Genomic DNA, 13,764 nt, shown 5'->3' on the forward strand with positions numbered 1-13,764 from the left:
AAAAACAATTACGAATGAAAGTTATTTTTATTTTATTTTTAAGGCGTCTTTTGTTACAATAATAGCAGAGGTGATAGAATGGAACGTTTAGATGAAATTGTTAGATTAGTATCTGAATTTGAACGAATCGATGTCAATACTTTGTCTGACCGCTTAAAAGTGTCCAAAGTAACGATTCGCAAGGACTTGGATAAGCTGGAAACCAAAGGTCTGCTGCGCAGAGAGCATGGCTATGCTGTTTTAAATAGCGGCGATGATCTGAATGTCAGGCTTTCCTTTCATTATGATACCAAGCGCCGAATTGCCCAGGAAGCAGCAAAAATTGTTCAGGATAATGAAACCATTATGATCGAATCAGGCTCGACCTGCGCCTTGCTAGCTGAGGAAATCTGCCGAACGAAGAAGAATGTCAAGATTATTACCAATTCTTATTTTATTGCGGATTATATAAAACAAACTGATTCTTGTAAAATTATCTTACTGGGCGGAGAATTTCAGAAAGATTCTCAAGTGACAGTAGGGCCTCTTCTCAAGGAAATGATTCGGTTTTTCCACGTAGAACATGCTTTTGTCGGAACAGATGGCTATGATGAAAATCTAGGCTTTACAGGCAAGGATTTGATGCGGAGTGAGGTTGTGCAGTATATGTCAGAGGCATCTGACCAGATGATTGTCTTGACGGACTCAAGTAAGTTTACCAGAAAAGGAACGGTTAAGAGATTTGGCTTCAAGCAGATTGCGCAAGTGGTGACTGACAAGGCGATTCCGAAAGAGGCTGTTGAGCGCTTGAAAGCTGCCGATATCAAGCTGACCCTAATCTAGCAGAGAGAAGGAGATAAGATGAAAAATGAAAGAAAAAAACTATTGGCAAAAATTGCTTATCTCTACTATATCGAAGAAAGAAGCCAGTCTGACATTGCGGCTGAGACAGGGATTTATCGCACCACTATCAGCCGAATGCTGGCAGAAGCGAAAAAAGAGGGCATTGTAAAGATTGAGATTGAAGACTTTGACACTCGCCTGTTCCATTTGGAAAACTATGTAAAAGAAAAATACGGGCTCAAGGGAATCGAAATTGTCAGTAACTTAGTAGATGAATCTCCAGCAGACTTGGAAGAAAGGCTTGCTCAAGCTGCTGCGGGTATGCTACGTAGCCTGATTAAAGACAATGATAAAGTGGGATTTTCTTGGGGAAAGAGCTTGAGCCTTTTAGTAGAGCACTCCAGCAGCAAGCATTTGACAAATGTCCATTTCTTTCCTTTGGCAGGTGGACCGAGTCATATCCATGCACGCTATCATGTGAACACCCTCATCTATAGCATGGCTGGAAAATACCATGGGGACTGCCGTTTTATGAATTCCACGATTATTCAGGAGAACGAGCAACTGACAAATGGAATATTGGCTTCTAAATATTTTGAAGATCTGAAAAGCAGCTGGCAGGAGCTGGATGTGGCTGTGGTTGGTATTGGAGGGCAGGTTGACACGGGAAATCGCCAATGGCTGGACATGCTGACCTCAGAGGATTTTCTTGCTCTAGAGAGTCAGGATGCTGTCGGAGAAATCTGCTGTCGCTTCTTTAATAAAAAAGGGGAGATGGTCTACCAGCATTTGCAAAATCGAACGATTGCCATCTCTTTGGAAAATTTGAAAAAGGTGCCGCTTAGTTTGGCCTTTGCCTATGGCAGTCAAAAGTCTGCTGCCATCTTAGCGGTGTTGCGAGCTGGCTATGTCAATCATTTGATTACGGATGAAGCGACGATTCTAAAAATGCTAGACTTGGATGGAGATGGGAGTTTCCTCACTTCCTGATGGTAGCGGCATCTCAGGTGCAAGAGATTTCCAAAACTAAATTTAGGAATCCTATTTTTTAATAGTGGATTAGCAGCTATGTATGGAGGTGGATTGTTGATTTGAAAAAGTTAATGAAACAAAAATTGACTAGTTTAGCCACAGGGGAGCTAGTCGCTGTGCTAGTATTTTGGATGAATTTTTTCCTTCTCAAAAAATGGATTCTTACTACTGGAGCTTTGATTTCTATTTCTTTCTCCTTGTTTGTACTGAGTTTTATTTTGATACAGGGCTCTGTTTTCTGGTGGATTTTGATAAAAAGGATTTCCAATCCAAGATTTGCTGAAAGATATACAGGCGAGATTTACAGAATACTAAAGATCTTAGACCTTATTTTACTGGGTGTAGGAGCCCTGATAATTATGTTAAATTACAGTGAATTTCCCACATCCATAATCTCTTTAGCAATTTGGTTTTTTGCTGTCATCGAGTGGATGAATTATTTTAAATGGCAATTATCCTACAGTCTGAATCCTGCTGTTTTATTGAAATACATCCTCCAGAGGAAATTGCGGAAAAGTAAAATAGCAAAGGAAATTGAGAAGGCCGTATAAAAAGATAAGTTTCGGTTTCTTAACATAGCACAATATGAGGAAGTAGAAGCGAATAGCTGCTACTTCTTTTTTGTGCCGAATCTGCTTATCGTTCTTATCTAATAGAGTGCCTTTGAATCGCAGATGAATAAAGCTGTACAGAACTGTCCTTTATGGGGGGAATTTTTATTCTGCACAAATGTGCAAAATAATTTAAATAAGCTAATTTGTTCTATAATATATTGACGGACTGAGATAAAGGTGATACATTCTAGTTACAAACAAAAATAAATCACTTTCAAACAAAAGAACAAGTTTTTGTTAATCATAAAGATAGGAGCGATTGTAACATATGGAAATGATTGTAGCAGATCAAATTATCATGGGTCTTATCTTAGACGCTGGTGATGCCAAGCAGCATATTTATCAAGCTTTATCACTAGCTAAAGATGGTAAGTTTTCAGAATGCGATGAGCAGATTGAGCTGGCAGATAAGGCGCTGTTAGAGGCCCATAACTTGCAGACCAAGTTCCTAGCTCAGGAAGCTGGAGGAACGAAAACAGAGATTACAGCACTGTTTGTTCATTCTCAAGATCATTTGATGACTAGCATTACAGAGATTAACCTCATCAAAGAAATCATCGACTTGAGAAGAGAATTACAAGGGGAAAAATAAATCATCAGGAGGATGAAAAGATGGTTAAGATTGGTTTGTTTTGCGCGGCAGGTTTTTCAACAGGAATGTTGGTCAACAATATGAAAATAGCTGCAGCTGAAAAAGGGCTGGAAGCTGAGATTGAAGCCTACTCTCAGGCTAAGTTGGCTGATTATGCAGCGGATCTGGATGTCGCTTTATTGGGCCCGCAGGTAGCCTATACACTAGACAAATCTACAGCTATTTGCGACAGTTGCCATACTCCGATTGCAGTTATTCCGATGGCTGATTACGGTATGCTAGATGGCGAAAAAGTGTTAAATCTCGCTTTGAGTTTGTTGGATAAACATTAAAATCAAGGAGCTTCGTTATGTCTAAAGTGGATACTCAAAAAATCATTGCGCCGATTATGAAGTTTGTCAATATGCGCGGGATTATCGCCTTAAAAGACGGTATGTTGGCAATTTTGCCCCTTACAGTTGTGGGAAGTCTATTCTTGATTGTAGGGCAATTGCCGTTTGAAGGTCTAAATCAAGCCATTGCTGGTGTGTTTGGGGCAGACTGGACAGAACCGTTTATGCAGGTTTATTCAGGAACCTTTGCCATTATGGGGCTGATTTCTTGTTTTTCAATCGGCTATTCCTATGCCAAGAACAGCGGCGTAGAGCCTCTGCCAGCAGGGGTGCTGTCTCTTTCTTCTTTCTTTATCCTCTTAAAATCCTCCTACATACCAGAAAAGGGTGAGGCGATTGCAGATGCGATTGCCAAGGTCTGGTTTGGCGGACAAGGAATCATTGGAGCCATTCTCATTGGTCTGGCAGTTGGCAGTATCTATACGATTTTCATTCAAAAGCATATTGTCATCAAAATGCCAGAGCAGGTTCCGCAAGCGATTGCCAAGCAGTTTGAAGCCATGATTCCAGCTTTCGTTATTTTCTTGCTATCAATGGTTGTTTACATTATTGCCAAGATAGCGACTGGTGGCGGTACCTTTATTGAGATGATTTACGATGTCATTCAGGTGCCTTTGCAAGGTTTGACGGGCTCTCTGTATGGAGCTATCGGTATTGCTTTCTTCATTTCTTTTCTGTGGTGGTTTGGTGTTCATGGGCAATCCGTTGTCAATGGCGTCGTAACAGCCTTACTATTGTCTAACCTGGATGCAAATAAGGCTTTACTTGCTGCAGATAAGCTGTCCGTTAGTCAAGGTGCTCATATTGTGACCCAACAGTTCTTGGATAGTTTTCTTATCTTATCGGGATCCGGTATCACTTTTGGAGTGGTAGTAGCCATGCTCTTTGCTGCCAAGTCCAAACAGTATAAGGCTCTGGGGAAAGTTGCTGCTTTCCCGGCAATCTTTAATGTCAACGAGCCAGTTGTCTTTGGCTTTCCGATTGTGATGAATCCGGTCATGTTCCTGCCCTTCGTTTTGGTGCCAGTTTTGGCTGCTTTGATTGTCTACATGGCGATTGCGGTTGGCTTTATGCAGCCATTCGCAGGTGTGACTTTGCCTTGGAGTACACCGGCTATCATTTCTGGCTTTATGGTCGCTGGCTGGCAAGGGGCAGTCATTCAAATTGTCATTCTAGCTATGTCTGCCTTTGTCTATTTCCCATTTGTGAAGTTTCAGGATAAGATTGCCTACAATAACGAATTGAAAAATGAAGAATAATCTGATTTTGATGGATAAAAACACAAAAGTTTCTTGGCTCAGATGGCACAAATGTGCAAAAAATCTTTAATTCAGTAATCGCCTATAAATGATTGAATTCTAAGATTTTGCATGTTACAATAGTTACGAAAGAAATAAATTAAATTTCATAAGAAAGGTTGTGACCAAATGATCCAAGTAAAAGAAGTAGAAAAAACAACAATAAAAACAGCCTATTTTGGCAGCTTAACAGAGCGGATGGATAAGTATCGGGAAGATGTTTTAAATAAAAAGCCCTATATTGATGCAGAGCGCGCTGTCTTAGCTACCAAGGCTTATGATAAGCATAAGGAAAAACCAAATGTGTTGAAACGTGCTTACATGCTCAAAGAGATTTTGGAAAATATGACGCTTTATATCGAAGATGAAACGATGATCGTCGGCAATCAGGCTTCATCTAATAAAGACGCGCCTATCTTCCCAGAGTATACTTTAGAGTTTGTACTCAATGAACTAGATCTTTTTGAGAAGCGGGACGGAGACGTCTTCTACATTACAGAGGAAACCAAAGAGCAGCTCCGCAGTATTGCTCCTTTCTGGGAAAACAATAACCTCCGTGCGAGAGCTGGAGCTTTACTTCCAGAGGAAGTTCAGGTTTATATGGAAACTGGCTTCTTTGGCATGGAAGGAAAGATGAACTCTGGGGATGCCCACTTGGCGGTCAACTATCAAAAACTCTTGGCCTATGGACTGAAAGGTTTTGAAGAAAAAGCTCGCGCAGCTAAGGAAGCCTTGGATTTGACCGATCCGGCTAGTATTGACAAATACCACTTCTATGATTCCATTTTCATCGTAGTAGATGCTGTGAAAGCTTATGCGGAGCGTTTTGTGGCCTTGGCCAATCAGCTTGCTGAAAAAGCAGAGCCTAAGCGCCGTCAGGAGCTCTTAGAAATCGCTAGAATCTGTTCTAAAGTGCCGTACGAGCCAGCATCAACCTTTGCTGAAGCTGTTCAGTCTGTTTGGTTTATCCAGTGTATCCTTCAGATCGAGTCCAACGGACATTCGCTCTCTTATGGACGCTTTGACCAGTACATGTATCCTTATGTCAAGGCAGATTTGGAAGCTGGACGTGAAACAGAGGCTAGCATTGTAGAACGCTTAACCAATCTCTGGATTAAGACGATTACCATTAATAAAGTGCGCAGTCAGGCTCACACATTCTCATCTGCGGGCAGTCCCCTTTATCAAAATGTGACAATCGGGGGGCAAACGAGAGATAAGAGAGATGCAGTCAACCCACTTTCCTACCTTGTCTTGAAATCTGTAGCTCAAACTCATCTTCCGCAGCCGAATCTGACTGTTCGCTATCATGCAGGTCTGGATGCTCGCTTTATGAATGAGTGTATTGAAGTCATGAAGCTTGGTTTCGGTATGCCGGCTTTCAATAATGATGAAATCATCATTCCGTCTTTTATCGCCAAAGGCGTTTTGGAAGAAGATGCATACGATTACAGTGCTATCGGCTGTGTGGAAACTGCTGTGCCTGGTAAATGGGGCTACCGTTGCACAGGTATGAGCTACATGAACTTCCCTAAGGTGCTCCTGATTACTATGAATGATGGGATTGATCCGGCATCTGGCAAGCGCTTTGCACCAAGCTTCGGTCACTTTAAAGATATGAAGAGCTTTGCTGAGCTGCAAACGGCTTGGGACAAGACCTTGCGCCATTTGACCCGCATGAGTGTCATCGTGGAGAATTCTATCGACCTGTCTCTTGAAAGAGAAGTGCCGGATATCCTCTGCTCAGCTTTGACAGATGACTGTATCGGACGCGGTAAGCATTTGAAAGAGGGCGGAGCTGTCTATGACTATATTTCTGGTCTTCAAGTCGGTATTGCCAATCTATCAGACTCACTGGCGGCCATCAAGAAGCTGGTCTTTGAGGAAGGCAGGCTGACTCCGGCTGAACTCTGGCATGCACTTGAAACGGACTATGCTGGTGAGCGTGGTAAAGAAATTCAAGAGATGCTGATTCATGATGCACCAAAATATGGTAATGATGATGATTACGCAGATAAGCTAGTGACAGATGCTTACGATATTTATGTGGATGAAATCGCTAAATATCCAAATACCCGCTATGGTCGCGGTCCAATTGGCGGTATCCGCTACTCAGGAACGTCTTCTATTTCAGCCAATGTTGGTCAAGGTCGCGGTACTTTGGCGACACCAGATGGCCGCAATGCCGGAACACCGCTCGCTGAGGGCTGCTCTCCATCCCACAATATGGACAAGAATGGCCCGACCTCCGTATTGAAATCTGTTTCTAAATTACCGACAGATGAAATCGTAGGAGGTGTTCTGCTCAATCAAAAAGTGAATCCTCAGACCCTGTCTAAGGAAGAAGATAAAGTGAAACTTATTGCCTTGCTTCGTACATTCTTTAACCGTCTGCATGGCTATCATATCCAATACAATGTCGTTTCTAGGGAAACCTTGATTGATGCTCAGAAGCATCCTGAAAAACACCGCGATTTGATTGTTCGCGTTGCAGGCTACTCTGCTTTCTTCAATGTGCTTTCCAAGGCGACGCAAGATGATATTATCGGACGTACGGAGCACACATTGTAAAAGAGGTCCAATTTATGGAATTCATGCTTGATACCTTAAATTTAGAGGAGATAAAAAAATGGTCGGAAGTCCTCCCCTTGGCGGGAGTGACTTCTAATCCGACCATCGCAAAAAAAGAAGGAAAAATAGATTTTTTCGAACGGATTCGCGCTGTTCGGGAAATCATAGGAGAAGGTTCATCTATCCATGTGCAGGTTGTTGCCAAGGATTATGAGGGCATCCTGAAGGATGCTGCTGAAATTCGAAAAAAATGCGGCGATGCTGTCTATATTAAAGTTCCGGTCACACCGGCTGGGCTGGCAGCTATCAAAACTCTCAAAGCAGAAGGCTACAAGATTACAGCGACAGCCATTTATACAACTTTTCAAGGGCTATTAGCTATTGAAGCGGGGGCGGACTACCTTGCTCCTTACTATAACCGCATGGAAAATCTCAATATTGATTCAGATGCTGTAATTAGCCAGCTGGCTCAAGCGATTGAGCGGGAACATTCCGCCAGCAAAATATTGGCAGCGTCCTTTAAGAATGTTAGCCAAATTAATCGTGCTTTTGCTGATGGGGCCCAAGCCATTACAGCAGGACCAGATATCTTTGCAGCAGCCTTTGCCATGCCGTCTATCTCTAAGGCAGTGGATGACTTTGCTGCTGACTGGTCAGCAATTCACAATCAGGAATACATTTAAAAGGCATATTCAATGCTCTATTTATGAATAAATGAAAGAGGTGTTCTATGAGAATTTTTGCAAGCCCGTCTCGTTATATTCAGGGAGAAAATGCCCTGTTTGAAAATGCAAAACAGATTCTTCAGTTAGGCAGCCATCCAGTCTTGCTTTGTGATGATGTGGTTTACCAGATTGTTGGGGAAAAGTTCAATGACTACCTTACCCGTTATGGCTTTCATGTGCTGCATGTCGCTTTTAACGGAGAAGCTTCTGACGCTGAAATTGATCGGGTCGTTGCTTTGGCTGAAAAAGACGGAGCAGACTTGGTTATTGGTCTAGGCGGTGGGAAAACGATTGACAGTGCGAAGGCGATTGCAGATATACTAGGACGTCCTGTGGTCATTGCGCCAACTATTGCCTCTACAGATGCCCCAACTTCAGCACTTTCTGTTATCTATACAGAAGATGGAGCCTTTGAAAAGTACATTTTCTATAGTAAAAACCCTGAACTCGTCTTGGTGGATACGAAAGTAATTGCTGGAGCGCCAAAACGACTTCTGGCTTCTGGGATTGCAGATGGTTTAGCGACTTGGGTAGAAGCGCGTGCTGTCCAGCAAAAAAATGGCACTACCATGCTGGGACAAAGACAGAGCCTAGCTGGTGTAGCGATTGCGAAGAAGTGTGAAGAAACACTATTTGCAGATGGCCTGCAGGCTATCGCAGCCTGTGAAGCGAAAGTCGTGACCCCAGCTCTGGAAAATATCATTGAAGCCAATACCCTTCTCAGCGGCGTCGGATTTGAGAGCGGAGGTTTAGCAGCAGCCCATGCTATCCACAACGGCTTTACAGCTCTCACAGGAGATATTCATCACCTGACCCATGGCGAAAAAGTTGCCTATGGAACCTTGACCCAGCTCTTCTTAGAAAACCGACCTAAAGAAGAATTGGAAAAATATATTCGCTTCTATCAAAAAATTGGTATGCCGACAACTCTGAAAGAAATGCATTTAGAAAATACCAGCTATGAAGATTTGCTCAAAGTTGGTCAGCAAGCGACGATTGAGGGCGAAACCATTCATCAGATGCCATTTGAGATTTCAGCTTCTGATATTGCAGGTGCTATCCTAGCAGTCGACCAATATGTCAGGGATTTGGATAAATAAAAGTAAAATACAAAACAAGCTACCTTTCAACTGTAGGACTGACAGGGTGGCTTGTTTTTTGGTGGGATTACCAGATGTAAGGAAAAACTCGGTATCTAACCTTTTGGCAATAAGCTTCGTAATTTTTCCCAAAGTGATTGCTTAAAGCTTTTTCTTCTACTCTAAGTCGAATGCTATATCCTACCACGAGTAAAATAAGACTGATAATGATTGTAAGAGGATTTAGTGATGTAATCGATAGACCAAGGATAGACAAGATACTGCCAGTATAGGCAGGATTTCTTACAATAGAATAAGGGCTATGGTCTACTAATTGTTGACTATCGGTTGTTTGAACGGCCAGTGTGAAGTTTTTTCCGAGATAATTGACTGCATAGACCCGCAATGCGAACCCTGCTAGGGAGATGAGGATTCCAAGATAGATAGTGAGGCTGGGTAAGTGGGGGACAAAGTCGAGAAATTGTCCGTTTATCAAAAATAAGCAGCAGATAACACTGCCGATAATGATGTAGCGGCTCCCTTTATCTGCAGAGTCGTTTACATTGTTTGACTTAGTTTTATTTTTAATCCACATTTCTGTGCTAATAAAAATAACAAAGAAAACATAAGTGAAAATAGTTTGTAAATTCATGATTATTCCTCCGGTCAGAATTATACAACTTTTAATTTTAGAGGTCAATCAGAGACTAACGCTTTAGAGATGAGTTATAGTTTTTGTCAGTGAAAACTGGATTCCGTCTTTCAAAATCCCTTGAAAATGGTATAATAGAAACAGTACAAAAAATGGAGAAAAGAATGGCTTATTATAATCACAAAGAAATCGAGCCCAAGTGGCAGAAATATTGGGCAGAGCACCATACATTTAAGACAGGTACGGATAAGGACAAGCCTAACTTTTATGCGCTGGACATGTTTCCTTACCCATCAGGAGCGGGGCTCCATGTAGGGCATCCGGAGGGCTACACGGCGACAGATATCCTCAGCCGCTACAAGCGGGCTCAGGGCTATAACGTTCTTCATCCTATGGGCTGGGATGCCTTTGGTTTGCCAGCTGAGCAATATGCCATGGATACAGGAAATGATCCAGCTGACTTTACAGCAGAAAACATTGCCAACTTTAAGCGTCAAATCAATGCTTTGGGCTTTTCCTATGACTGGGACCGGGAGGTCAATACAACTGACCCTAACTACTACAAGTGGACCCAGTGGATTTTTACCAAGCTTTACGAAAAAGGCCTGGCTTATGAAGCTGAAGTGCCAGTAAACTGGGTTGAAGAGCTGGGAACGGCTATCGCTAATGAGGAAGTTCTGCCAGACGGCACATCTGAGCGCGGTGGCTATCCAGTCGTTCGTAAACCCATGCGTCAGTGGATGCTGAAAATCACAGCCTATGCAGAACGTTTGCTCAATGACTTGGAGGAGCTGGACTGGCCAGAGTCTATCAAGGATATGCAGCGCAATTGGATCGGCAAGTCAACCGGCGCCAATGTAACCTTCAAGATTAAGGACACAGACAAGGACTTCACCGTCTTTACCACTCGTCCGGACACTCTTTTTGGTGCGACCTATGCTGTCTTGGCTCCTGAGCATGCTCTCGTCGATGCCATTACAAGTGCAGAACAAGCTCAAGCAGTAGCAGACTACAAACATGCAGCCAGCCTCAAATCTGACCTGGCTCGGACTGATCTAGCTAAGGAGAAGACCGGTGTCTGGACAGGAGCTTATGCCATCAATCCTGTCAATGGCAAGGAAATCCCAATCTGGATTGCCGACTATGTACTTGCAAGCTACGGAACAGGGGCTATCATGGCCGTTCCTGCGCACGATGAGCGCGACTGGGAGTTTGCTAAGCAGTTTGATTTAGAGATTATTCCGGTTCTAGAGGGTGGCAATGTTGCTGAAGCTGCTTACACAGAAGACGGTCCGCATATTAACTCTGGCTTCCTAGATGGCTTGGATAAGGCTGCCGCGATTGACAAGATGGTTGCTTGGCTGGAAGCGGAAGGTGTCGGAAATAAAAAGGTAACCTATCGCCTGCGCGACTGGCTCTTTAGCCGTCAGCGCTACTGGGGTGAGCCGATTCCAATCATTCATTGGGAAGACGGTACTTCAACGGCTGTCCCTGAAAATGAACTACCACTCGTCCTGCCTGTAACCAAGGATATCCGTCCTTCTGGTACCGGTGAAAGCCCTCTGGCTAATCTGACTGACTGGCTGGAAGTGACTCGGGAAGATGGTGTCAAAGGACGCCGCGAAACCAACACCATGCCTCAATGGGCAGGTTCTAGCTGGTATTACCTGCGTTACATCGACCTGCACAATAATGAGAAATTAGCAGACGAAGAGCTGCTCAAGGCCTGGCTTCCTGTTGACATTTACATCGGTGGTGCAGAGCATGCCGTGCTCCACCTCCTCTACGCTCGCTTCTGGCACAAATTCCTTTATGACCTCGGTGTCGTTCCAACAAAAGAACCTTTCCAAAAACTCTTTAACCAAGGAATGATTCTGGGGACTAGCTACCGTGACCATCGTGGTGCTCTTGTAGCGACAGACAAGGTGGAAAAACGTGATGGTTCCTTCTTCAACATCGAAACGGGAGAAGAACTGGAGCAAGCACCAGCCAAGATGTCTAAATCTCTGAAGAATGTGGTCAATCCAGACGATGTAGTAGAGCAATACGGCGCTGATACCCTGCGTGTCTATGAAATGTTCATGGGACCGCTGGATGCGTCCATCGCTTGGAGCGAGGAAGGTCTAGAAGGTAGCCGCAAGTTCCTGGATCGGGTCTATCGTCTCCTTAACTCTAAGGAGCTGGTCTCTGAAAATAGCGGAGCTTTGGACAAGGTCTACCATGAAACAGTCAAGTCTGTCACAGAGCAGATTGAGGAGCTCAAGTTTAACACAGCCATTGCCCAGCTCATGATCTTTGTCAATGCAGCCAACAAGGAAGAAAAACTCTATGTCGAATATGCTAAAGGTTTCATTCAATTGCTTGCGCCTTTCGCACCGCACTTGGCTGAAGAACTCTGGCAGGCAGTCGCTCAAACTGACAAGAGCATTTCCTATGTAGCTTGGCCAACTTATGACGAAGGCAAGCTGGTTGAGGCAGAGGTCGAAATCGTAGTTCAAATCAAGGGTAAAGTCCGTGCTAAGCTAATCGTAGCTAAGGACCTGAGCCGTGAGGAACTGCAGGAAATCGCTCTGGCAGATGAGAAAATTAAATCTGAAATCGCTGGCAAAGAAGTCGTGAAAGTGATTAGCGTTCCAAATAAACTAGTTAATATCGTGGTGAAATAATTAGTTTGTTTATTGCATTTGCAGGAGATTTCAATCAAGTCTGCATTAGACAACAAATGCTATTGCTATTAAATACAAAAGACCTTGAGAAAATTTTCTCAAGGTCTTTTGTTAGAACAATTCCCAATTAGGTGTTGAGAATTTCTTGGTCTGTGTCATATAAAAATGAGTAAAATGAATTTCCATCGCCAAGGTCATTAGAGTTGCGATAGCAATGACGATGGTTGGATTGTCTGAGAGCAGTCCGATAAGGAAGAATGTAGCTTGTAAGCCATAATAGATTTTGTCATACTTGAGGTAACTCTTGTTGAAGCGACCATTTGACAAGACCGCAGCTTGGAAGAGCCCGATACCAGCATAGAAGAAGCTAGTCGCAAAGAGGTGGTGAGCTTCAGGATTGATCAAGAAACTCATAGAAACAGTGACCATAATCAAACCAATGAAAATCGGATAGTTGCTGTAAATCAAGAAGATTCCTTTATTCTCCCCTTCCTCATCAATAGCATGGTCAAACTGACCGAAATAGTTCATAAAGAGGTTGATCATGATGATAAAGTAAAGGATAGAATGAATGGAGAAATGTTCAAGGGTAAAGAAATCAGCTAGTCCCATAATCATCTCACCAAAAGTGATGATAACTAAAAGCGAAATGCGTTCAATCAGGTGGGGCAGGTTGATTTGATTCGGACGGGAACAGGCGAAGCGATTGTCCCAGTGCATGTCGGGACTCCTTATACTTATGAAGAAGCCAGCGCTAGTATTTTTGGATGCCAAGTGGAAGTAATGGAAGGGAATGAACTAGTCTTTAAAAAAGCTGACTTAGAGAAGCCTTTCCTCACGGCCAATAATGTCATGTTAGACTACCTAGAACCTCAACTCAAGGAACGCTTAGCAGAAGCAATGACCAGTGAAAGTTTCACAGGTATCGTCCAGCAGAAACTTTACCAGGCTATTCCAAGTGGTTCCTTTACCATCGAAGATATAGCAGCATCATTAGGTATTAACAGTCGTACCTTGCAACGGAACCTGACTGCAGAAGGTACCAAATTTAATCAAGAATTACAAATGTTTCAAAAAATCCTAGCCTTTGGTTATTTCAAAAATCCTGACATGACAACGGATGATGTAGCCTATTTGCTTGGTTATTCGGAAGTATCTTCCTTCTCACGAGCCTTTAAAAAGTGGACAGGAAAGACGATATCGGAGTATCGAGAAGAGATTCAGAAGCAATCCTAAAATCAGAAATATTTTTAATAAGCATCAGATAATGTACTGACCCCCAAAAGTTAGACAATTAATTTATCCAAAGGATTTAGTTCTG

At 43.1% G+C, this 13,764-nt stretch carries 11 protein-coding genes and 2 pseudogenes; 11 read left to right on the top strand and 2 right to left on the bottom strand.

Annotated features, from left to right (window positions below):
- Positions 1-78 precede the first annotated feature (78 nt).
- The 9 genes from RWX26_RS07980 to RWX26_RS08020 all read left to right on the top strand — a co-directional run bounded on the left by RWX26_RS07980 (position 79) and on the right by RWX26_RS08020 (position 9,146).
- Positions 79-822, top strand: a complete 744-nt coding sequence (locus tag RWX26_RS07980; protein ID WP_314580670.1) for a DeoR/GlpR family DNA-binding transcription regulator — start codon at positions 79-81, stop codon at positions 820-822.
- Positions 823-840: 18 nt separating this feature from the next.
- Positions 841-1,812 (top strand): sugar-binding transcriptional regulator, encoded by a 972-nt coding sequence (locus RWX26_RS07985; RefSeq protein WP_002903662.1) that lies wholly within the window; start codon positions 841-843, stop codon positions 1,810-1,812.
- A 101-nt stretch (positions 1,813-1,913) separates the two neighbouring features.
- The gene (locus RWX26_RS07990) at positions 1,914-2,405 is read left to right on the top strand and encodes a hypothetical protein (protein ID WP_314580674.1); all 492 of its coding nucleotides are present in this window, start codon (positions 1,914-1,916) and stop codon (positions 2,403-2,405) included.
- Between the two features lie 331 nt (positions 2,406-2,736).
- A complete protein-coding gene (locus RWX26_RS07995; protein ID WP_002896659.1) occupies positions 2,737-3,060 on the top strand; it encodes a PTS lactose/cellobiose transporter subunit IIA in 324 nt (107 codons plus the stop codon).
- Between the two features lie 20 nt (positions 3,061-3,080).
- On the top strand, positions 3,081-3,392 hold the full coding sequence (locus tag RWX26_RS08000; protein ID WP_002896658.1) for a PTS sugar transporter subunit IIB: 312 nt from the start codon (positions 3,081-3,083) through the stop codon (positions 3,390-3,392).
- Positions 3,393-3,409: 17 nt separating this feature from the next.
- Positions 3,410-4,711: a PTS sugar transporter subunit IIC gene (locus RWX26_RS08005; RefSeq protein WP_002911151.1), complete on the top strand. Its 1,302-nt coding sequence runs from the start codon at positions 3,410-3,412 to the stop codon at positions 4,709-4,711.
- Positions 4,712-4,879: 168 nt separating this feature from the next.
- On the top strand, positions 4,880-7,321 hold the full coding sequence (locus tag RWX26_RS08010) for a glycyl radical protein (RefSeq protein ID WP_314580678.1): 2,442 nt from the start codon (positions 4,880-4,882) through the stop codon (positions 7,319-7,321).
- A 14-nt stretch (positions 7,322-7,335) separates the two neighbouring features.
- On the top strand, positions 7,336-8,004 hold the full coding sequence (locus tag RWX26_RS08015; protein WP_314580680.1) for a fructose-6-phosphate aldolase: 669 nt from the start codon (positions 7,336-7,338) through the stop codon (positions 8,002-8,004).
- A 47-nt stretch (positions 8,005-8,051) separates the two neighbouring features.
- On the top strand, positions 8,052-9,146 hold the full coding sequence (locus RWX26_RS08020; protein WP_314580682.1) for a glycerol dehydrogenase: 1,095 nt from the start codon (positions 8,052-8,054) through the stop codon (positions 9,144-9,146).
- A gap of 67 nt (positions 9,147-9,213) precedes the next feature.
- Here the strand turns inward: RWX26_RS08020 and RWX26_RS08025 are convergent, their stop codons facing one another.
- Positions 9,214-9,777: an isoprenylcysteine carboxylmethyltransferase family protein gene (locus RWX26_RS08025; protein ID WP_314580684.1), complete on the bottom strand. Its 564-nt coding sequence runs from the start codon at positions 9,775-9,777 to the stop codon at positions 9,214-9,216.
- Positions 9,778-9,941: 164 nt separating this feature from the next.
- Between RWX26_RS08025 and leuS the strand changes: the two genes are divergently transcribed.
- Complete coding sequence (gene leuS / locus RWX26_RS08030; RefSeq protein ID WP_314580687.1) at positions 9,942-12,443, top strand: leucine--tRNA ligase; 2,502 nt, start codon at positions 9,942-9,944, stop codon at positions 12,441-12,443.
- 111 nt (positions 12,444-12,554) lie between these two features.
- Here leuS and RWX26_RS08035 read toward each other — a convergent pair.
- Positions 12,555-13,124 (bottom strand): annotated as a pseudogene (locus RWX26_RS08035) (low temperature requirement protein A); the annotation flags it as partial.
- On the opposite strand from RWX26_RS08035, the pseudogene RWX26_RS08040 reads away from it, so the two are divergent.
- Positions 13,116-13,679 (top strand): annotated as a pseudogene (locus tag RWX26_RS08040) (helix-turn-helix domain-containing protein); the annotation flags it as partial. The pseudogenes RWX26_RS08035 and RWX26_RS08040 overlap by 9 nt on opposite strands.
- Positions 13,680-13,764: the final 85 nt, after the last annotated feature.

The organism is uncultured Streptococcus sp. (genome assembly GCF_963536705.1).
Lineage (GTDB): Bacteria > Bacillota > Bacilli > Lactobacillales > Streptococcaceae > Streptococcus.

Bases quoted from the DNA above. Each gene is read 5' to 3' on its own strand.
- RWX26_RS07980 (WP_314580670.1), top strand. From the start codon at position 79: ATGGAACGTTTAGATGAAATTGTTAGATTAGTATCTGAATTTGAACGA.
- RWX26_RS07985 (WP_002903662.1), top strand. From the start codon at position 841: ATGAAAAATGAAAGAAAAAAACTATTGGCAAAAATTGCTTATCTCTAC.
- RWX26_RS07995 (WP_002896659.1), top strand. From the start codon at position 2,737: ATGGAAATGATTGTAGCAGATCAAATTATCATGGGTCTTATCTTAGAC.
- RWX26_RS08000 (WP_002896658.1), top strand. From the start codon at position 3,081: ATGGTTAAGATTGGTTTGTTTTGCGCGGCAGGTTTTTCAACAGGAATG.
- RWX26_RS08005 (WP_002911151.1), top strand. From the start codon at position 3,410: ATGTCTAAAGTGGATACTCAAAAAATCATTGCGCCGATTATGAAGTTT.
- RWX26_RS08010 (WP_314580678.1), top strand. From the start codon at position 4,880: ATGATCCAAGTAAAAGAAGTAGAAAAAACAACAATAAAAACAGCCTAT.
- RWX26_RS08015 (WP_314580680.1), top strand. From the start codon at position 7,336: ATGGAATTCATGCTTGATACCTTAAATTTAGAGGAGATAAAAAAATGG.
- RWX26_RS08020 (WP_314580682.1), top strand. From the start codon at position 8,052: ATGAGAATTTTTGCAAGCCCGTCTCGTTATATTCAGGGAGAAAATGCC.
- RWX26_RS08025 (WP_314580684.1), bottom strand. From the start codon at position 9,777: ATGAATTTACAAACTATTTTCACTTATGTTTTCTTTGTTATTTTTATT.
- leuS (WP_314580687.1), top strand. From the start codon at position 9,942: ATGGCTTATTATAATCACAAAGAAATCGAGCCCAAGTGGCAGAAATAT.